This is a genomic window from Bradyrhizobium genomosp. III (assembly GCF_000261705.1).
Classification (GTDB): Bacteria; Pseudomonadota; Alphaproteobacteria; order Rhizobiales; family Xanthobacteraceae; genus Bradyrhizobium; species Bradyrhizobium ottawaense.
In genome coordinates this window covers 1-19,254 of the sequence record NZ_AJQF01000163.1, presented here as the reverse complement: position 1 = coordinate 19,254, position 19,254 = coordinate 1, and the positions used below count along the sequence as shown (strand labels likewise).

The 19,254-nt window shown below is 65.1% G+C and carries 16 protein-coding genes and 1 pseudogene; 8 read left to right on the top strand and 9 right to left on the bottom strand.

What is annotated here, in order from left to right:
• Positions 1–29 precede the first annotated feature (29 nt).
• The 3 genes from IC66_RS0114025 to murI form a co-directional block, all read right to left on the bottom strand.
• Complete coding sequence (locus IC66_RS0114025) at positions 30–413, bottom strand: cupin domain-containing protein (RefSeq protein WP_028142863.1); 384 nt, start codon at positions 411–413, stop codon at positions 30–32.
• A gap of 68 nt (positions 414–481) precedes the next feature.
• Positions 482–1,255 (bottom strand): HpcH/HpaI aldolase family protein, encoded by a 774-nt coding sequence (locus IC66_RS0114020; protein WP_038948042.1) that lies wholly within the window; start codon positions 1,253–1,255, stop codon positions 482–484.
• A gap of 61 nt (positions 1,256–1,316) precedes the next feature.
• Positions 1,317–2,108, bottom strand: coding sequence for a glutamate racemase (murI, locus tag IC66_RS0114015; RefSeq protein WP_028142865.1), 792 nt, complete (start codon positions 2,106–2,108; stop codon positions 1,317–1,319).
• Between the two features lie 243 nt (positions 2,109–2,351).
• Between murI and IC66_RS0114010 the strand changes: the two genes are divergently transcribed.
• Entirely contained in the window at positions 2,352–2,993 is a 642-nt protein-coding gene (locus tag IC66_RS0114010; protein WP_038948041.1) for a glutathione S-transferase family protein, read from the top strand.
• A 10-nt stretch (positions 2,994–3,003) separates the two neighbouring features.
• On the opposite strand, the gene IC66_RS0114005 is transcribed toward IC66_RS0114010, so the two are convergent.
• The gene (locus IC66_RS0114005; RefSeq protein WP_038948040.1) at positions 3,004–3,810 is read right to left on the bottom strand and encodes a Crp/Fnr family transcriptional regulator; all 807 of its coding nucleotides are present in this window, start codon (positions 3,808–3,810) and stop codon (positions 3,004–3,006) included.
• A 252-nt stretch (positions 3,811–4,062) separates the two neighbouring features.
• Positions 4,063–5,142 (bottom strand): SecDF P1 head subdomain-containing protein, encoded by a 1,080-nt coding sequence (locus IC66_RS0114000; RefSeq protein ID WP_038948039.1) that lies wholly within the window; start codon positions 5,140–5,142, stop codon positions 4,063–4,065.
• A 250-nt stretch (positions 5,143–5,392) separates the two neighbouring features.
• Between IC66_RS0114000 and IC66_RS0113995 the strand changes: the two genes are divergently transcribed.
• The 4 genes and pseudogenes from IC66_RS0113995 to IC66_RS45170 form a co-directional block, all read left to right on the top strand.
• Positions 5,393–7,300 (top strand): acyl-CoA synthetase, encoded by a 1,908-nt coding sequence (locus IC66_RS0113995; protein WP_038948038.1) that lies wholly within the window; start codon positions 5,393–5,395, stop codon positions 7,298–7,300.
• Between the two features lie 165 nt (positions 7,301–7,465).
• The gene (locus tag IC66_RS0113990; RefSeq protein ID WP_028142872.1) at positions 7,466–9,307 is read left to right on the top strand and encodes a caspase family protein; all 1,842 of its coding nucleotides are present in this window, start codon (positions 7,466–7,468) and stop codon (positions 9,305–9,307) included.
• Positions 9,307–11,175: a caspase family protein gene (locus IC66_RS0113985; protein WP_157158054.1), complete on the top strand. Its 1,869-nt coding sequence runs from the start codon at positions 9,307–9,309 to the stop codon at positions 11,173–11,175. Before IC66_RS0113990 ends, IC66_RS0113985 begins: the two co-directional genes overlap by 1 nt.
• 41 nt (positions 11,176–11,216) lie before the next feature.
• Positions 11,217–11,453 (top strand): annotated as a pseudogene (locus IC66_RS45170) (caspase family protein); the annotation flags it as partial.
• Positions 11,454–11,671: 218 nt separating this feature from the next.
• Here IC66_RS45170 and IC66_RS0113975 read toward each other — a convergent pair.
• Positions 11,672–12,844: a M20 aminoacylase family protein gene (locus IC66_RS0113975; protein WP_038948034.1), complete on the bottom strand. Its 1,173-nt coding sequence runs from the start codon at positions 12,842–12,844 to the stop codon at positions 11,672–11,674.
• A gap of 148 nt (positions 12,845–12,992) precedes the next feature.
• On the opposite strand from IC66_RS0113975, the gene IC66_RS0113970 reads away from it, so the two are divergent.
• Positions 12,993–13,487, top strand: a complete 495-nt coding sequence (locus tag IC66_RS0113970) for a hypothetical protein (RefSeq protein ID WP_038948033.1) — start codon at positions 12,993–12,995, stop codon at positions 13,485–13,487.
• Positions 13,488–13,547: 60 nt separating this feature from the next.
• Here IC66_RS0113970 and purB read toward each other — a convergent pair whose 3' ends face one another.
• Positions 13,548–14,855, bottom strand: a complete 1,308-nt coding sequence (purB, locus tag IC66_RS0113965; protein ID WP_038948031.1) for an adenylosuccinate lyase — start codon at positions 14,853–14,855, stop codon at positions 13,548–13,550.
• 563 nt (positions 14,856–15,418) lie between these two features.
• On the opposite strand from purB, the gene IC66_RS0113955 reads away from it, so the two are divergent.
• On the top strand, positions 15,419–16,006 hold the full coding sequence (locus IC66_RS0113955; RefSeq protein WP_028142877.1) for a TetR family transcriptional regulator: 588 nt from the start codon (positions 15,419–15,421) through the stop codon (positions 16,004–16,006).
• A gap of 431 nt (positions 16,007–16,437) precedes the next feature.
• Here the strand turns inward: IC66_RS0113955 and IC66_RS0113945 are convergent, their stop codons facing one another.
• Together IC66_RS0113945 and IC66_RS0113940 are read right to left on the bottom strand one after the other, a co-directional pair.
• The gene (locus IC66_RS0113945; protein WP_028142878.1) at positions 16,438–17,088 is read right to left on the bottom strand and encodes a response regulator; all 651 of its coding nucleotides are present in this window, start codon (positions 17,086–17,088) and stop codon (positions 16,438–16,440) included.
• Positions 17,089–17,095: 7 nt separating this feature from the next.
• Entirely contained in the window at positions 17,096–18,466 is a 1,371-nt protein-coding gene (locus tag IC66_RS0113940; RefSeq protein ID WP_038948030.1) for a sensor histidine kinase, read from the bottom strand.
• Between the two features lie 199 nt (positions 18,467–18,665).
• On the opposite strand from IC66_RS0113940, the gene IC66_RS0113935 reads away from it, so the two are divergent.
• Positions 18,666–19,254, top strand: a 589-nt coding sequence (locus IC66_RS0113935; protein WP_049806527.1) for a hypothetical protein, incomplete at its 3' end; no start/stop codon positions are given.

Below are 19,254 nucleotides of genomic sequence, written 5' to 3'. Positions count from 1 at the left end.
ACCCGCCAGGGGTTGAACGGTTCGACCAGTCAGGGAGCCGGCGAAGCCAGCGGCTTGGTCTTGTCGACGACGTAAACTCCCAGCACTTTCATGGCCTTATCGCCATGAGCCTTGGCGTCGTGCACGACGCCTGCCGGGATCTGGTAGGAATCACCGGCTTTCAGGGTTTTCTCCGGCTGACCGTCGATCAGGAGGTTCAGCTCGCCTTCGAGCACGTAGCCGGTCTCGATTCCCGGATGGGTATGGCGTCCGGCCGAGCCTCCCGCCGGGACTTCCGCGATGGCGGTGATGGTATTGTAGCCGTCCGGAAATTCGACCTTCTGGAGCGGGGTGCGCTTGATGCCGGGCTGCTGGGCGAAGGCCGCGAAGGCAAGGCCGGTAAAGGTCAGAGCGAGCAAAGTCTTCTTAAGCATGGTTTTTCCTCCCGATGCGGCCGACCCTAGCAGGGCCGCAGTTCCCGGCAAGGTGGCAATCAGCCTGCTCAGCGCCTGATGCCCTCGAACGCCGCCAGGATGCCGCGCTGGAGCAGCGACCAGTCGAAGCCGAGCGCGATGGCGCGGTAGCCGCGGTCGACCAGGGCGTTGGCCTGGTCCGCGGTGCGGGCCACGCCGCCGATCGGCACGCCGCTTCTGAGGATGCCGGCCTCGGCGCGCGCGACCAGCTCCAGCAGCTCCGGATCGTCCATCTGTCCGCGCTTGTTGATGGAGGTGGCGAGATCGCCAGGGCCGATCACCGCGACGTCGATGCCCGGCGTTGCCATGATCTCGTCGATGCGGTTGACGGCATCGACATGCTCGATGGTGATCATGCAGATCATCTCGTCGTCGGCGCTTGCCATGTAGTCCGGCATCGACTGGCCCCAGCGGAACGGGGCGTGGAACGGGCCCCAGAGCCGGTCGCCGCGCGGCGGGTAGCGCACGCTGCGGACCGCCTTCTCGGCATCACTGCGGTTCGTGATCATCGGAAAGTTGATGCCGAAGGCGCCGATGTCCATCGGGGCTTTCGCAAGCCACGGCTCATTCGCCGCGATCCGAACCAGGGGCGTGCACGGCGTGCCGGTCGTTGCCGCGATCATTGCGTGTGCTTCGGTCAGCCCGATGGGGCCATGCTCGAGATCGACGATGATCCAGTCGAGCGAGCGCGCCATGATCTGCACCATCTGCACGCTCGGGATGGTCGCTATCGCGCCGAAAGCGGGGCGGCCATCGCGCCACAATTGGCGGAGGCGGTTGAGCGGCGGGATCTGGACCGACATGGAAAGGCCTGCGGTGAGGTGACGACGGCAAAACCTAGCAGCGCGGCGCCGATGCGCAAAGTCAGGCCAGCGCGCGGCCGCCGAAGAACGGCGTCAGCGTGGCCGAAAGGCCGTGCACGCGGTTCGAGGTGAAGATCATCTCGGCACCGGCCTGTGCGATGCCGCCGATGCGCGGGCCGAGCAGATCCGAGACGCGGCGGGCGATCGCCGGCGCGGGATCGATCCAGTCGACCGGCCAGGGCGCCAGCCGCTTCAGCCGGTCGAGCAGCAGCGGATAATGTGTGCAGGCGAGCACGACGGTGTCGGTGCGCGAGGTCGCGTCTTCGCCGACGAAGCAGGGGGCGAGTTCGGCCAGGATGTCGCCGTCGCTGACGGAAGTGCCGCTGAGCTCAGCTTCAGCCAGCGAGGCAAGCTCGGGCGACCCGACCAGCGTCACCTCGCAGCCCTGCGCGAAATCGCGGATCAGGGCCTTGGTGTATTCGCGCTTCACCGTGCCCTTGGTGCCGAGCACCGAGACGCGACGGGTCCTCGATTGCGCGCAGGCCGGCTTGATCGCCGGCACCGTGCCGACGAAGGGCACCGAATAAGCGGCGCGCAAGTGGGACAGGACCAGGGTGGACGCCGTGTTGCAGGCGATGACGACGATATCAGGGTCATGCGTGCCGATCAGTTCACCCATCAGCGGCACGACGCGGGCGATGATCTCGTCCTCGCTGTGGTGGCCGTAGGGGAAGAAGGCGTCGTCGGCGACGTAGGCAAAATGGGCGTCCGGACGCGCGGCGACAACCTCGCGGAGGACCGTAAGCCCGCCAAGGCCGGAATCGAACACCAGGATCGTCGGAGAATTGGTCACGTCATTACCCTAGCCCGCCATGGTTACCATTCGGTTTTTAGGGCGATTTTGCGGCGGGGCCGTTTGGGGGAGGCTGGACGCGCTGCGGACAGGAAAAACCCGGCTGGATGGGCCCTTCTCTGCAGCGCACCGTCGCCGAGGGCGCTGCGCTGCGTCCTGGGCACAAGACCGAGATCCCACCCCTGGCAATGGCTGCTATATGCGTCGTCACGACGTGCCCAACTTACCGCTGCAGGAGGCCTCATGCTCACCGTCCATCACCTCGGCAAGTCTCAGTCCGAGCGCATCGTCTGGCTGTGCGAGGAACTGGGGCTTCACTACGAGCTGAAGCGCTATGCCCGCGATCCCGTCACCATGCTGGCGCCGCCGGAGTACAAGGCGCTGCACCCGAGCGGGGCCGCGCCGGTCGTGACTGACGGCGATCTCGTGCTCGCGGAGTCCGGCGCCATCGTCGACTACATCGTCGCAAAGTACGGCAACGGCCGTCTGGTGCTCGGCCCCAATGATCCCGCCTTCCCGCAGTTCCTGTACTGGCTTCACTTCGCCAATGGCACCTTGCAACCCGGCATGGGGCGGATGATGATTCTGAACCGGCTCGATCTTGCACAGGACACCCCGACCCTGCTTGCCATGAAGGGACGGCTCGATCGCTCCTACGATCTCCTCGACGCGCGCCTTCGCGACGCCGAATATCTGGCGGGCAACGCCTTCACTACCGCCGACATCATGATGGGCTTTTCGCTGACGACGATGCGCTACTTCCAGCCCTATGATGTCCAACGCTGCCCGAACGTGGTCAAATATCTCGGCCGCGTCAGTGCCCGCCCGGCCTACCGGCGCGCGATGGAGAAGGGCGATCCCGGCATGGCGCTGCTGCTAGGCTGAGCAGCGGCGATCACGCGATCCTGTTCGTCGTGGCCGCCCGCTCCGTGGCGAGCTGCTTCTGCAAACGATCGATGTTCTGCAGCAGGCGCTGGCTGGTCAGGACCAGGAAGTAATAGCCGAACTGCGGGTCCTGGAAGTAGATCTCGAGCAGCCGGTCATAGGTGATCGTCAGCACCTGACCGTCCTCGACGCATTCGATGGTTCCGGTTCGCCGGTTGTCGGGCGTCAGGAAGCCGAGCTCGCCCATGAGAGCTCCGGGCCCGATCTCGACATTGATCTCCTTGACTAGGAACTTGCCGGTGACCGTGAGGAGCATCTCCTTGGCGGGATCGCCCAGTTTGAACAGCGTATCGCCGCTTCGATATTTGCGCTCGGTCATGAATGGCTTGAGCCATTCGATCGACATGTCGCCTTCGGCGGCATGGCGCGCCTTCTTGACCAGCTTGAGCATCTGCCGCAGCCGAAGGGCGTTGATCGGAAGCATCAGCAGATAGAGCAGGAACGTCGCGACGTTGGCGGAGAGCGCGCCGAAGACGGCGAAGAATACGCAGCCGATCATGTTGGCGACGCGCAGCGGCACCATCGTTCGCATCAAGAGGGTGGCGACGAAGAAGCCGGCCCCGACCACGGCGAACAGATTGGCGAACGTGATGTTGTGGACGAAGATCTCCAGCAGCCGGTTAAAGATCGCGTCGTAGGTGACGTCGTTGGGATCGAGGCCCATCTGCACCAGGATTTTCGCGATTCTGAGATTATCCGTCGCCGCCTCAAGAATGCGGTCGAGGATCGAGGAAATGTCTGCGCTGCCGGACGGCATGGTACTAACCCCGCGTAAGGCTTTCAGTCCTGGTCGGTATGCTCGACACGTATAGCCGAAATCGAATGACGGCCGCCTGAAATGAAGCCTTTGGCCGTCACGCCGCAAGAGGCAAATTTTAGCCTGATCGGGCGTTTCGGCAATTGCCCGTTGGTTGTGCGTCCGGCCGCAACGCGGCCGTGATTCGGGGCGGGCTTCGGCGTCGCGGAACGGCCGGATGCCCCGGGTGGGGCGCGTCTGACGATCTTCGCCTTATGGCTTGGCGGCGGGTTGGATGACCTGCTGCTCGACGAGGCCAAGACGTCCGGGCAGCGAGCCGGCGCGCAGCAGCATGGCGACGCTGTTCGCCTCTTCCAGAGTGAAGTTGCCGGAAATCTGGCCTGAGCCGCCGGTGATGGGCTCGCGGATCACGGGGGCGGAGATCACGTTGTCGTCGAGCGCGATGGCGAAGGGCATTCCAACATTCTCTGCGGTGATGTGAGCGAAGCGCCGCGTACCGCGGCCGTTGAAGCGGAACGAGGCGATCGGCTCCTTCGTGTCGCTCGTGAATCCCGGTCCCGCGTAGCTGATGTCGTCACCGTCGAGCGCGCTGGCCTTGACGAGATAGGGACGCTTGTCCTTGAAGCCGAACATGACTTCCGTGCCCGCCGGAGGCGTGCCGGATTGCGCCTGCTCCGCCGACATTGTGACATCGATCAGGCGGAAGCTGACCTTGACCTTCCTGGCGAAGATCGCGGTGATGCGCTCGGGCTCCATCGTACCCGGCAGGAAGATGCGGATGCGGTCGGTTCCCTCAGGCTGGACGCTGGCAAGTGTGACGCCGGCGTCCTTGAGGCGCTGCTCGATCATGGCGATGGAATCCTCGACGAGATCGCGCAGCCGTGCGGCGGATGCGGCATCGGTCGGCGCAAGCCTGGTCAGCCCGTCTCCGGCGTCGGTCACGGCGAGCGCGTGCGTGGGCAATCCCTCTGCCGCCGAGGCGAGCTTGCGCGTGAGCAGTTCGCGGCCCTTGGCGTCCGCGATCTTGACATCGACGCCGCCGTCACGAATCGCAAGGCCGGAGAAGGCGATCCGACCCTCGCGCAGGGTCTTGTAGACGTCGTCGCGCAGATCCGTGGTGACCGCCTCCCGCAAGGCGTCAGGGTCCACCTTGTAGATGATGCGCGATCCGCCCAGCTTCTCCATCTTGTCGGTGATGAATGCCGCGATCTTGGCGCGCATCTTGTCGAACTGGCCGTCCGCGGCGAGCGCCGCGCGGGGCAGCGCGATCGTCGATGCGATGGCGAATGCGGCGATCAGCCGTGTGACGCGGTTCCGCAGGGGCGTCGTCACATGATGACCTCAAGTCTTGCGGCAGGGCGCTGGCGAGCGAATTCAGCGCCAGTTCTTGGTCCCCGGATCGGCCGCGGAGGTTCAAACGCCGCTCAGGTTGCGTTCGATCGCCGGAGCCGTTGGCGATGGACGAACGCCAAATCATCCATCATTCTGTCCGCGCCGGGCCGGCCATCGGTCGGGGCCGCGCCGACCCAAAATGTCAAAAGACAGGGGGCGGGGACATGTATCTGAGGGAGGACGGAATTCCATGGCGGGCATCCACGCGCTCGATCGGCTCATTGGCAATGACTATCCGGATCTTTTGACCGACGAGGAGGTCCGGGCGTTCGAGCGGGTCCCCTATGCGGACCGCATCGCTGCCGAGAGCACGTTTGACGCCATCAAATTGGGCGCGGCGCGCAATCCCGACGGTGCGGCGATCCAGTTTCTGCAAAACGCTGATCCCGCCGACACGCCGCTAGTGGTCACCTATCGCGATTTCATTGCGCGCGTCACGCAGGCTGCCAACATGTTTCACGCGCTCGGCGCGGAGAAAGACGACGTCATCAGCTTCATGCTGCCGCTGGTGCCGGATGCCTTCGTGACGCTGTTCGGCGCGGAGGCCGCCGGCATCGCCAATCCCGTCAATCCGCTCTTGGAGCCGCACCAGATTGCGGAGATCCTGGAAGCTGCGAACACCAAAATCCTGGTGGCGCTCGGGCCGATGCCGGGCACCGACATCTGGCAGAAGGTCGAGCAGATCCGCCCGCAACTCAAGCACCTCAAGGCGATCGTGCAAGTGTTCGGCGGCGGCGATCCGGCGAATGGCATCTTTGCTTTCAGCGACCTGATCAAGCAACAGCCGTCGGATCGGCTTGTCAGCGGGCGCAAGATTTCGGGTGCCGACATCGCGGCCTATTTCCACACCGGCGGCACCACCGGCACGCCCAAGCTGGTGCGGCACACGCATACCAACCAAGTCTATCAGGCATGGGCGCTCAACCTGCTGCTGAGAGCGAAGCCCGGCGCCAATTTGCTGTTCGGCATGCCGCTGTTTCACGTCGGGGGATCGCTGACACAGGTGCTGACGATGCTGTCGAGCGGCGGCTCGCTGGTCGTGCTGTCGCCGAGCGGCTGGCGCAATCCGAGTGCGGTGAAGAACATCTGGCGCCTGGTCGAGCGCTTCAAGCCGGAAGCGCTGTCGAGCGTGCCGACGGTGCTCGCCGCAACGCTCGCGGTGCCGCCTGATCATGCCGACATCTCCAGCCTCAAATATGCCGCCGGCGGCGGCTCGGCGATCCCCGTCGCGGTCGGCTCGGCGATCCAGGACAAGCTGAAGCTGCCCGTGGTCGAGGTCTACGGCATGACCGAGACCTCGAGCGTGCACACGCTGGCCTATCCATCACGGCCGATCCGGCTCGGGTCGGTCGGCCTTCCCATGCCTTATGCGCGCGTGCGCATCGTGCAACTCGATGCCGATGGCCGCCTGATCCGCGACTGCGCGCCTGATGAGATCGGCGTCGTCATCATGGCAGGGCCCGGCGTATTCGGCGGCTATCTCAACGACGAGCACAACAAGGGCGCCTTCGTCGACGAGGTCTGGGTCAATTCCGGCGATCTCGGCCGGCTCGACGCCGACGGCTATCTCTGGATCACCGGTCGCGCCAAGGATCTCGTGATCCGTGGCGGCCATAACATCGATCCCGCGCCGGTCGAGGAGATCATGTTCCGGCATCCCGCGGTCGGCTTCGCCGCCGTCGTCGGCCAGCCCGACGCCTATGCCGGCGAACTGCCGGTGGGATACGTGCAGCTGAAGCCCGGCGCGACCGTGGAGCCCGGCGAACTGGAATCCTGGGTTCGCGAGCGCACGCCGGAGCGGGCCGCCGTCCCGGTGCAGGTCATTCCGATCGACCCGATGCCGGTGACCGGCGTCGGCAAGGTGTTCAAGCCGCAGTTGCGCTGGGACGCGGCTGAGCGCGTGTTCACCAAGGTGCTCACGCCGCTGGTCGAGCGCGGCATCGATTGCAGGGTCAAAGTCGGTGCCCATGGCAGTCACGGATCAATCGCCACCGTGACCCTTGCCGGCCTGCCGTTGGAGCAGCGCGAGGCGGTTGCGAGCGAGGTACACGCGCTGCTTGCACCCTTCGTGATGCGCCACGAGGTGGTGCAAATATAGCGGCCCCGAAAGACGGCGGCGTCACCTGGAAAAACCAGGGTGACGCTTCGCCGCATTATCCTTACCCCCGTTAGACCGGCTTGTGTGACAGGAATCACATAGGAAGAATTAGCAATCGGCGACGCTAGCGAATAGTCTCAGGGAATTGCCTCCGGGGGGACGCAAGTGATTCCGTTTCGACTGTTTGTCTTGTTGATATTCGCGATTGGCCTTGCCTGCGGACCGGCGCATGCCGACCGGCGGGTCGCGCTCGTGATCGGCAATTCCGCTTACAAGAGCGCGCCCAAGCTCAGCAATCCCGTGAATGATGCCACGCTGGTCGGCGGCATGTTCAAGAAGGCGGGCTTTGATTCCGTCGACGTCAGGCTGGATCTTAGTGCCAGCGAGATGCGGCGCATGTTGCGCGAGTTCGCCGGCAGGTCGCGCGACGCGGACATGGCGGTGATCTATTACGCCGGCCACGGCATCGAGCTCGATGGAGCCAACTATCTCATTCCGACCGACGCGACACTGGAGACGGATGGCGACGTTCTCGACGAGACCATTCCGGTCGAACGCGCGCTGTTCGCGGTCGAGCCGGCCAAGCAGCTGCGCCTGATCATCCTGGATGCCTGCCGCGACAACCCCTTCGCCAAGTCGATGAAACGCACGCTGGCTTCACGTGCCGTCGGGCGCGGCCTGGCCAAGGTCGAGCCGACCAGCCCGAACACCATGATCGCCTTCGCGGCCAAGGCAGGATCGACGGCGTCCGATGGCGATGCGCGAAACAGTCCGTTCGCCGCTGCGCTGGTCGAGCATCTGCCGAAGCCGGGCCTTGATCTGCGCAAGGCCTTCGGCTTCGTGCGCGACGACGTGCTCAAGACTACCGGCTACAAGCAGGAGCCCTATGTCTATGGCTCGCTCGGCGGCGACGACGTGCCCCTCGTCGTGAGGCCCGCCGCGACCGGTCCGCAGGCCAACCCGCAGGATGCCATTCGCAGGGATTACGAGCTCGCGCTTCAGCTTGCGACGCGCGACGGCTGGGAAGCGTTCCTGGCGGCGTATCCGGACGGTTTCTACGCCAACCTGGCCAAGGGCCAGTTGAACAAGATCGGCGCCGAAGAGACGCGCGCGTCGGCCGAGCAAAAGGCCAAGGCGGCCGAGCAGGAAAAGACGAGGCTGATCGCCGAGCGCGCCCAGAAGGCCGAGCAGGAGAAGGCAGCAGCAGCTGCCAAGGCGGCGGAAGAGGCGCGGATCGCCGCAGAGAAGCAAAAGCAGATCGAGCAGGCGAAAGCGGAAGCGGCCGAGCACCAGCGCAAGGTAGCTGAGGCGGCGGCTGCGAAGGCGCTTGCCGAGAAGCAGGCCGTGGAGAAGGCCAAGGCCGAGCTTGCCGCAAAGCAGGCGGCGGAGAGGGCTGAGCAGGCCGCCAAGCCGACGGCCGATCGGCAGATGCCCGAAGTCGAGAACCAGAAAGTCGCTGCGCTCTCGCCCGCGCCGGCATCCACGTTATCGGCGGCTGATTTGACAAAATCCGTGCAGAGCGAATTGCGCCGCGTCGGCTGCCTGTCCTCCGTCGCAGACGGCGACTGGAGCGCGACGTCGCAGCGCTCGCTGGCGCTGTTCAACAAATATGCCGGCACCCAGTTCGACGTGAAGCTCGCCAGCGTGGATGCGCTCGACGCGCTGAAGGCGAAGCCGGGGCGGGTCTGCCCGCTTGTTTGCAATTTCGGCTTCAAGGCCGACGGCGACCAATGCGTCAAGATCACCTGCCGCGCCGGTTATCGCGTCGGCGACGACAACGAGTGCGAGAAGGTCCAGGAGAAGAAGCCGGTCGCGACGCGCGAGGAGTCGCGGAGGCGGGATACGGATCGAAAGCAAAGGGAGGCCGCGCCGGCCGCGCCGCAAGCCTCGGGACAGATGATCTGCAATGCCGCCGGATGCAGGCCGATCGCCAAGGGATGCCGGCTCGGGACCGCTAATCATCCTTCCAATCCCGCGGCTAAGATACCGGCTGAAATATGCAACTGATGATGAAGCACATCTTTCGGGCTTGCTCCATCGCGCTGACGGCCCTTGCTTTTTTTGCTCTTGCAGGCTGTCTCGCCTGCAGCCCGGCGCTCGCCGACAAGCGCGTCGCGCTCGTCATCGGCAATTCCGCCTACAAGAGCGTGCCGAAGCTTGCCAACCCCGCGAGCGACGCCGGCTTGATCGGCGGCATGTTGAGGAAGGCCGGCTTCGATACGGTCGACGTCAGGCAGGACTTGAACGCGTCTGAAATGCGCAAGGCGCTGCGCGAATTCGGCGGGCGGACCCGGGATGCCGATGTCGCGGTCATCTACTATGCGGGCCACGGCATGGAGGTGGACGGCACCAACTATCTGATCCCGACCGATGCCGCGCTCGAGACCGACACCGACGTCTACGACGAGGCGTTGCCGATCGATCGCGTGCTGGTGAGCATCGAGCCTGCCAAGCAGCTTCGGCTCGTCATCCTCGATGCCTGCCGAGACAATCCCTTTGCGAAGACGATGAAGCGCACGGTGGCCTCGCGCGCGATCGGCCGCGGCCTCGCCAAGGTCGAGCCAACAACTCCGAACACGATGATTGCGTTTGCGGCCAAGGCCGGTTCGACGGCGTCCGATGGAGACTCCCGGAACAGCCCGTTCGCCACGGCTCTCTCGGACCACCTGCCAAAACCCGGCCTGGATCTGCGCAAAGCGTTCGGCTTCGTGCGCGATGACGTGCTGAAGAGCACGGCCAACAAGCAAGAGCCATTCGTGTATGGCTCGCTCGGCGGCGACGACGTGCCGCTCGTTCCTGCCAAGCCCGTTGCGACCGGCCCGCAAGCCAATCCGCAGTCTGAGCTCAGGCGAGACTATGAACTTGCGCTCCAACTCGGCACCCGTGACGGCTGGGAAGCGTTCCTGGCGCAATATCCTGACGGATTCTATGCGAATCTCGCCAAAGGCCAGTTGAACAAGATCGGCGCCGAAGAGACGCGCGCTGCGGCCGAGCAGAAGGCCAAGGCGGCCGAGCAGGAAAAGACCAGGCTCATTGCCGAACGCGCCCAGAAGGCCGAGCAGGACAAGGCGGCCGCTGCGGCCAAGGTTGCCGAAGATGCCCGCATCGCCGCAGAGAAGCAGAAGCAGATCGAGCAGGCGAGGGCCGAGGCGGCCGAGCAGCAGCGCAAGGTTGCCGAGGCGGCCGCAGCGAAGGCATTGGCCGAGAGGCAGGCGGCGGAGAAAGCCAAGGCCGAGCTTGCTGCAAAGCAGGCAGCGGAGAAGGCTGAGCAGGCGGCCAAGCCGACGGCCGATCGGCAGATGCCCGAAGTCGAGAACCAGAAAGTCGCCGCGCTCTCGCCCGCTCCGGCGTCCACATTGTCGGCGGCTGATCTAACTAAGTCCGTGCAGAGCGAGTTGCGCCGCGTCGGCTGCCTGTCCGCCGCGGCGGACGGTGACTGGAATGCGACGTCGCAGCGCTCGCTGACGCTGTTCAACAAATATGCCGGCACCCAGCTCGACGTGAAGCTCGCGAGCGTGGATGCGCTCGATGCGCTGAAGGCGAAGCCGGGAAGGGTTTGCCCGCTGGTGTGCAATTTCGGCTTCAAGGCCGACGGCGACCAATGCGTCAAGATCACCTGCCGCGCCGGCTATCGCGTCGGCGAGGACAATGAATGCGAGAAGGTCCAGGAGAAGAAGCCGGTCGCAACGCGCGAGGAGTCGCGGAGGCGGGACAGTGATCGAAAACAAAAGGAGGCCGCGCCGTCGCCCCCGCAGGCCTCAGGGCAAATAATCTGCACAAGTGCTGGATGTAGGCCAGTTGCCAAAGGGTGTCGCATTGTGCGCGATCCAAGGCCGGGGAGTTCCGGCGCGATCCAAGCGGAAGTGTGCAACTAGCCTTCGAATGGTCACATGAAATGCATCAAGGCTGATAGGTAATGTGCGTGAATATTGTTCGATCTTTCTGCGCTTTGATCGTTGCCACTCTCGTAACTTGCGCGCCGGCGCAGGCCGAGAAGCGCGTCGCGCTCGTGATCGGCAATTCCGCGTACAAGAACACGCTGCGGCTCACCAATCCCGTGAACGATGCCGCCCTGGTCGGCGATATGTTCAAGAAGGCGGGCTTCGATGCGGTCGATGTCAAAACAGACCTCAATGCCTCCGAGATGCGGCGACGCGCGATGAACCCGCAAGGCGTGACTCGGACCGGAAAAAGAGTGAGTCATCGCCGGCTGCTTCACAAGCGAATTCGTCCGGCCAGATCGTATGCACAAATGCCGGCTGCCGGCCCCTTCGTCCCGGCTGCAAGCTGGGACGATCGCCGAGCGTTGCCATTAACGGTGGCGGCTTGACCGAGGTCTGCAATTGAAGCGGCCCCCGCTGAGGCGAGGGATTACCCCGCCGGCATCCGCGTCTCGACCAGACGCGCCCAGAACGAGGCGCCGTGGCCGAGGATGTTGTCGTTGAAGACGTAGGCCGGGTGATGGCACTCGTTGCCGTCGCCCATGCCGACCAGCACCATCGCGCCGGGACGCGCCTCCAGCATGAAGGAGAAGTCCTCGGCGCCCATCATCGGGATGAACTTGTCGTTGACGCGATCGGTGCCGACGATGTCGCGGGCGACGTCGGCGGCAAGGCCGGCCTCGCGCGCATGGTTCATCGTCACCGGATACATCCGCGTGTATTTCGTCTCGGCCGAGCCGCCATAGGCGCGGGCGACGCTCTCGGCGACTTCGCCGATGCGGCGCTCGACGAGATCGCGCACCTCGGGATCGAGCGTGCGCACGGTACCGCCTAGCTCGGCGACCTCCGGAATGATGTTGAAGGCGGTGCCGGAGTGGAATTGCGTGATCGAGATGACTGCCGACTTCAACGGATCGACGTTGCGCGCCACGATCGATTGCAGCGCGTTGACGATCTGCGAGCCGATCAGCACGCTGTCGACGGATTTGTGCGGACCCGCGCCGGCGTGGCCGCCCTTGCCGTGGACAGTGATCTGGATGTTGTCCGAGGAGGCCAGCATCGCGCCGGGCGTGGTTGCGAAGTGGCCTTCGGGCAGGCCCGGCATGTTGTGCATGCCGTAGACCTCCTGGATGTTCCAGCGCGTCATCAACCCGTCCTCGACCATGGCCTTGCCGCCGCCGCCGCCTTCCTCGGCGGGCTGGAAGATCATGATCGCCGTGCCGTCGAAATTGCGCGTCTCGGCGAGATATTTGGCGGCACCCAGCAGCATCGCGGTGTGGCCGTCATGGCCGCAGGCGTGCATCTTGCCGGGGACCTTCGACGCATAAGGCACGCCCGAGGTCTCCATGATCGGCAGCGCGTCCATGTCGGCGCGCAAGCCAATGGTCTTGCCGGAGGCGGATTTGCGGCCGCGGATCACCCCGACGACGCCGGTGCGGCCGATACCCGTCACCACCTCGTCACAGCCGAATGCGCGCAACTTCTCGGCGACGATGCCGGCCGTGCGGTGGACCTCGTAGAGCAATTCGGGGTTCTCGTGGAAGTCATGGCGCCAGGCGGCCATTTCGTCGGAGAGGGCGGCAACGCGGTTGACGATGGGCATGGGGATCCGTTTCTTCTATGTTCGCAGGGGTCGATGGGCTGGAAGCGTACTCCGCGGCATCGCGGTCCGCAAATGGTCGCCGGGCTTTCGTCGCCCCGCTCCGTGGCTATAAGGTGCGGCAGCGATCCGCCGGGGACGAGGGCAGGGCATGAAGTTCGGACGCGATAGTCTTGTGCTGGCGGCCTGCTTCTCGATCATGGCCAGTCCGGCCTTCGCCTGCGATGTCGGCCCGGCCACTGCCGTGATTGGATCGATCAGTCAGAAGATCCAGGCGGGGCAGATCAAGCGGATCGATCTTCAGAAGATCTCCGACCGGCTGCTCACCAGCATCCCGATCTCGCCGGAGCATTTTTCGAGCTACGCGAGCGAACGCAAGACGCAGGTCCTGACCGCGACCGACGCGACCGAACTGGCGGCAGCCGTCAAGACGCTGGCGCCTGTACAATTGTCTTACCAGCCCGATTTGCGCTGGCAGCTCGTCTTCCTCGATGACGCTGGCAACAAGCTGCACACGATCTTCTTCAGCAAGCGCTACGTGCAAGGGCGCGGCCGCGCGGGCTATGTCGACGGCAATATGTGCGGCTTCATCGCCGCCACCTTCGGCAGCCCCGCGCTCGTGAAATGGCTGCAGAAGCGACTATAGACCGCAATTGCACGAGCCCCGGCAGCCACGAGCGTGGCTCCTGGGCGACGCAAGCGGTGCTCAGCTTTCGCCGAACACGCGCTTGAAGATCGTGTCGACGTGCTTGAGGTGATAGCCGAGGTCGAATTGCTCCTCGATCTCGGCGTCGGTGAGATATTTCTTCACCTCGGCGTCCTTCTTCAGCAGAACAAGGAAATCGCCTTCGCCGCGCCAGACCGGCATCGCGTTGCGCTGCACGAGCTTGTAGGCGTCCTCGCGGCTCGCGCCCTTCTGCGTGAGCGCCAGGAGCACGCGCTGCGAATGGACGAGGCCGCCGAGGCGGTCGAGGTTTTTCTGCATGTTGGCGGGATAGACCAGGAGCTTGTCGATCAGGCCGGCGAGGCGCACCAGCGCGAAGTCGAGCGTCACGGTGGCGTCAGGGCCCATCATGCGCTCGGCCGAGGAGTGCGAGATGTCGCGCTCGTGCCAGAGCACGACGTTCTCCAGGGCAGGCGTCACATAGGCGCGCACCATGCGGGAGAGGCCGGTGAGGTTCTCCGACAGCACCGGGTTGCGCTTGTGCGGCATCGCCGAGGAGCCCTTTTGTCCTTCCGAGAAGAACTCTTCGGCCTCCAGCACTTCGGTGCGCTGCATGTGGCGGATCTCGACCGCGATGCGCTCGACCGAAGAGGCGATCACGCCGAGCGTCGAGAAATACATCGCATGGCGGTCGCGCGGGATCACCTGGGTCGAGATCGGCTCGGGGACAAGGCCCATGGCTTTCGCAACGTGCTCTTCGACGCGCGGATCGATCTGCGCGAAGGTGCCGACGGCGCCTGATATGGCGCAGGTCGCGACTTCCTTCCGCGCCGCGATCAGGCGCTCCTTGGCGCGCGAGAATTCGGCATAGGCATAAGCGAGCTTGAGGCCGAAGGTCACGGGCTCGGCATGGATGCCGTGGCTGCGTCCGATGGTCGGCGTCATCTTGTGCTCGAAGGCGCGCTTCTTGAGTGCGGCCAGCACCTTGTCGAGGTCGGCGAGCAAGAGGTCGGCGGCGCGGGTGAGCTGGACGTTGAGGCAGGTGTCGAGCACGTCGGACGAGGTCATGCCCTGGTGGACGAAGCGCGCCTCGGGGCCGACGATCTCGGCGAGGTGAGTGAGGAAGGCGATGACGTCGTGCTTGGTCTCGCGCTCGATCTCGTCGATGCGGGCGACGTCGAAGGTGGCGTCCTTGGCCTTGGCCCAGACCGTTTTGGCGGCCTCTTTGGGGATGGTGCCGAGAGCGGCGAGGGCGTCCGCCGCATGCGCCTCGATCTCGAACCAGATCTTGAACCGGGTCTGCGGCTCCCAGATCGAGGCCATTTCCGGGCGGGTATAGCGGGGGATCATCTGACGGCTCCAGGAAGGTGGGCGGGCGGTCCCAAGGGGCGGCGCCGGCCAAAATGCTTTTTACGCCGTGATTTAACAGAGCAGGCAGGGCGAAACAAACGGTCTGGACCCCGGGAGAGGGGGATCGCCGAGCTATCCACCGGACCGGACGGCCGGGGATGGCGACGCCAGCCGCAAATACTAACTGTCAATCACGGATCATTGACTGACAGATATTGAAATCTGTCAGCGGGACGTGTATATCCCTTCTCGGACGCTCCGATTGGGCGTCCCGCGGTCACCTCCAGGGGGAGCCCGACATCCGAAATACCTCTCGGATCGAAGGTCGCCATCGAAGGGCGAGGGCCGTGGACGAATGGAGATATAAGAAAATGACGACCGAAATCATCAATCTCACCGGGGCGATTGGGCATTGGCTCAATTTGCTGGTGGCGCGCCAGATCGCGGCGCAGGCTGCAAAACTGCCTCATTAAGGCGAAAGCTTTCCGAAACGGCCGGCATGGGCGCTTCGGAAGCAGCTCTATCGCCGGATAACTGAGCCCAAACGGGAACATGGTGCTGGCATGAATGAAGCCGTTGTCTTGACGCCGGAGCGGATCCTCGAAGTGACCGAGGACGTCTTGCGGCGTTACGGACTTGCCAAGGCCACCGTGGTCGACGTTGCCCGTGCGCTCGATGTGAGCCACGGCAGCGTGTATCGCCATTTCCCGAGCAAGGCCTCGCTGCGCGAGGCCGTTGCCAAACGCTGGCTGGACCGCATCGACGCGCCGCTCCGCCAGATCGCTGCGGAGCAGGGCCCGGCGCCGGCGCGGCTCGACCGCTGGCTGCGGACGCTGTTCGCCGCCAAGCGTTCGCGTGTGCTCGACGACCCCGAGATGTTCGAGACCTATCTGACGCTGGCGCGCGAGGCCTGCGCGGCCGTCAAATGTCACAAGGACACCATGATCGACCAGATCTCGGCGATCCTGACTGACGGCGTGAAGCAGGGCGCATTCGCCATCGGCGACGTCAAGACCACTGCGCGCGCGATCTTCGATGCCACCGTCCGCTTCCACCATCCGGCGCATGCCGACGAGTGGAAGGATGCGGATCTCTCCGCGCGCGTCGATGCGACGCTCGCGCTGCTGCTGCGCGGCCTGAAGGCGGCCTAGACCCGGAGGCCTATCTCACCCTCTTGCCTTGTGAAGAAGCGCACTCTCCCGAACGGGGGGCGCGGCTGTCGCGTGCCTGCGCGGCTGAAACGCACCGCCGTTGGTCGCCGGTACGACTGGCGGGCTCTCCGGATATGCATTGACCGCGATTTCAACGGCATCCTTTGACCGCTTTCGAAGGCGGTAGAATGTCAGCTCCTGCTCGAGCATGGGGCAGCGGAAGTGGACGACGGCCGTATCGGGCAGGCGGCAAAGTTCATCGATGAGCTCGCCTACGGTGATGATCGGGGGATGGTCGACTGCCTTGTGATGAGCCTTACTCATGGCGATTCCTCCACTCTACTCCTAACCGGAGCCGGATGGCCTCCGTTCCATCGGGCCCGGCAGATTCGAAATCTTCAAGTGACGTGGGGAAAGCGGCAGCCCCGCTGCTAGATCTTCGTCAGCCCGCAGGTCGCGGCGAGCCGCACCAGCTGCGCGTCGGTGCGCGCGCCGGTCTTGGTCTTGATCAGATAGTGGTAGTTCTGCACTGTCTTCACACTGAGATTGAGGTGCGTCGCGATCTGCTCGGTGGTGGCGCCGCCGGCGAACTGGCGCAGGATCTCGATCTCCCGCTCGCCCAACTGATCCAGCGCTGAGCCCGCCGACAGACTGTCCTCGGCGAGGATATGCGCGATATCGTCGCTCATGGCCCGCTCGCCGCGCGCGACGGCGCGGATCGCGGTGACGACGGCGGACGGTTCGCTGCTCTTGGTGACGAAGCCGCTGGCCCCCGCGCTGAAGGCGGCTTTCACCAGCACGGCCTCGTTGTGCATGGTGAAGACGAGGATCCGCGCCCGCGGACTGCGCGCGCGGATGTTGCGGATCGCCTCCAGCCCGCTCGCGCCGGGCATCGAGATGTCGAGCAAGACGACATCGGGATCATGCGCCTTGAACGCACTGTAGGCGTCCGCGGCGTTGTCGGCCTCCGCCACGACATGCAGATCGCCTTGGCTTTCCAGCACGCGCCGATAGCCTTGGCGGACGATCGGGTGGTCGTCGACGAGCAGCACGGAGATGCCTGTTGCTGCAACCTCGCTCATTCCGCCCTCACGCGGCGAGCGGGATGGTGGCGGCGACACTGAGGCCGCCACGGGCGGGCAGGATCGAGAGCGATCCGCCGGCCGCCGTGACGCGCTCGCGGATGCCGGTCAGGCCGAAGCCGGCAGATTGCGAGACGCGCTCCGCATCGCCGCCGCCGTCGTCCTCGACACGGATGAGCAGCGAGTCATCCTCGCCGGCCCGGCGTTCGATGCGCAAAGAGATCTCGCGCGCCGTACCGTGACGCAGCGCGTTGGTCAGGCATTCCTGTGCCACGCGATAGGCCGTGGTGGCGGCCGGACCGCTGATGTCAGTGAGGTCACCCCTGAGATCGAGCTGGATCGTCGGCCGCGCCGCGCTCTGTGAGCGCCAGCTGTCGACGAGATTGACGAGGCTTGCCTCGAGCCCGAGCTCCTCGGGCAGGGGATTGCGCAGACGCTTCAGCGCATCGCGGAGCGAGGCCATCAGATGATGGGTGGCCTGCGAGATCATGCGCGCGTCCTGCGCGATGCCATTATCCCGATTGTCCTTCGTGCTCGCCGTTTCGATCGTGTTGGCGAAGGCGAGAATGGCGGAAAGATTCTGCCCGAACTCGTCGTGCAGCTCGCGGGCGAGGGCGCGGCGCTCGTCGTCGCGGATCTCGATCAGGCGCCGCGTCAGCGCGGCGCGCTGCTCTGTGGCTTCCTCCAGCCGGCCGCCGAGCTCGTCGACGGCGCCGCCGATCATCGCCAGCTCCATGGAGCGGAAACGCGGGAGCTTGGTGCGATACTGCCCGCGCGCCATGCGCTGCAGGGCGGTCACGATCGTGCGCGCCGGTGCCAGCGCCTGCGCGATCGCCAGCGAAGCCAGCAGCGCGATCGCCGCCGCCATCAACAGCGCGACGTCGATCACGTTGAGGATGTATTCCCAGGCGAGCGAGATGGCGGCCGCGGCATCCGGCGTCGCGACCACGGTGCCGGCGGTCGCGGCGCGGGGACTGACCGGCCGGACCACCTCGGCGTGGCTGCCGAGGAAGGTCGGCACGATCGCGGCGAACCAGCGCGGCGGGGTCTTTCCCAGCCCCTCGCTCTGGCCGCAGAGCGGCTTCTCGAATGCGGCAGCCGGCTGGAACTCGACGCAGACGCCGGGCGAGATCAGCTTCATGGTCTCCAGGGTGCGCCAGTCCGGAACGGGCAGGAGGTGCTCGCGCGCTCTGCTGCTGCGCAACAAAAGCTCGCGCCAATACAGCGCCTGAAGCGCCTGCGCGACCCGCTGCGCCGAGGCCGCAGTCGACCGGTCGACGCTGCGATAGGCGTCGAATGTGGCCCATATGGTTGCCGCGCCAAGGCACAGGGCTACGATAAGCAGCAGACGGGCGACAAGCTGAAGCACGAGGCGCATGCGATCACCCTCGACGTTTGATAAGCTCAGCCTAACAACGCCGCCGCGCCTTGCCAATTGCGGGGTGTGGCGGGATTGCAGCTCGGGCAAATTTCCCAAGCCGGATTGGGCATGGGTCTTTGGACCTGATACGACGGCTTTGATCTAATCGACCGGAAATCTTTGCAGGCCAATCGTTGCGGGCCGGGAGCAGTGCAGCATGAGTTCGATCACGATTGGACCGATCGCGGGAACCGCGACCGACCCATCCGAGCGCAGCGCGCTCCTGTTCTGGATGATCTTCACGGGGCTCTCGGTCTTCGCCGTCGTGCTGCTGTGGCGGTTCGGCCTGATCCATCTGATGCTGACCTCGGACCGGACCTACATTTCGAGCGTCATCGCGGTGCTCTATGTCCTGACCTGCGGCCACTGCTTCCTGCGCACGCGGGCGATCGCGCGTGAAGGCGCAGCGGCGCGGCGCTGCCGCGAGGCGCTCGCCGCGCCTGAGGGCGGCAAGGTGCTTGACGCGAGCGCGGCGGTGCTGCCGCGCGGGCTGGTGCGCGACCACATCCAGAGCCTGGTGACGAAAGCGGCCGCGCAGGACTACCGCCCGGTCGACCAGACGCTGCTGCTGCGGACGCTCGCGGACCGGCTGCGCGGCTCCAATGGATTCGGCGCCTTCGTCTCGGATACGCTGATGAAGCTCGGCCTGCTCGGCACCATCGTCGGCTTCATCATCATGCTGGCCCCGATCGCGGGGCTGGATGCCGCCGACAAGGTCGCGATGCGCTCCTCGATGGGGCTGATGA

Coding starts and splice junctions, on each gene's coding strand:
- IC66_RS0113940 (WP_038948030.1), bottom strand. CDS start 18,466: ATGCGCCTCGTGCTTCAGCTTGTCGCCCGTCTGCTGCTTATCGTAGCC.
- purB (WP_038948031.1), bottom strand. CDS start 14,855: ATGATCCCCCGCTATACCCGCCCGGAAATGGCCTCGATCTGGGAGCCG.
- IC66_RS0114005 (WP_038948040.1), bottom strand. CDS start 3,810: ATGCCGTCCGGCAGCGCAGACATTTCCTCGATCCTCGACCGCATTCTT.
- IC66_RS0114020 (WP_038948042.1), bottom strand. CDS start 1,255: ATGTCGGTCCAGATCCCGCCGCTCAACCGCCTCCGCCAATTGTGGCGC.
- IC66_RS0113945 (WP_028142878.1), bottom strand. CDS start 17,088: ATGAGCGAGGTTGCAGCAACAGGCATCTCCGTGCTGCTCGTCGACGAC.
- IC66_RS0114025 (WP_028142863.1), bottom strand. CDS start 413: ATGCTTAAGAAGACTTTGCTCGCTCTGACCTTTACCGGCCTTGCCTTC.
- IC66_RS0114010 (WP_038948041.1), top strand. CDS start 2,352: ATGCTCACCGTCCATCACCTCGGCAAGTCTCAGTCCGAGCGCATCGTC.
- IC66_RS0113985 (WP_157158054.1), top strand. CDS start 9,307: ATGATGAAGCACATCTTTCGGGCTTGCTCCATCGCGCTGACGGCCCTT.
- IC66_RS0113995 (WP_038948038.1), top strand. CDS start 5,393: ATGGCGGGCATCCACGCGCTCGATCGGCTCATTGGCAATGACTATCCG.
- IC66_RS0113955 (WP_028142877.1), top strand. CDS start 15,419: ATGAATGAAGCCGTTGTCTTGACGCCGGAGCGGATCCTCGAAGTGACC.
- IC66_RS0113975 (WP_038948034.1), bottom strand. CDS start 12,844: ATGCCCATCGTCAACCGCGTTGCCGCCCTCTCCGACGAAATGGCCGCC.
- IC66_RS0113970 (WP_038948033.1), top strand. CDS start 12,993: ATGAAGTTCGGACGCGATAGTCTTGTGCTGGCGGCCTGCTTCTCGATC.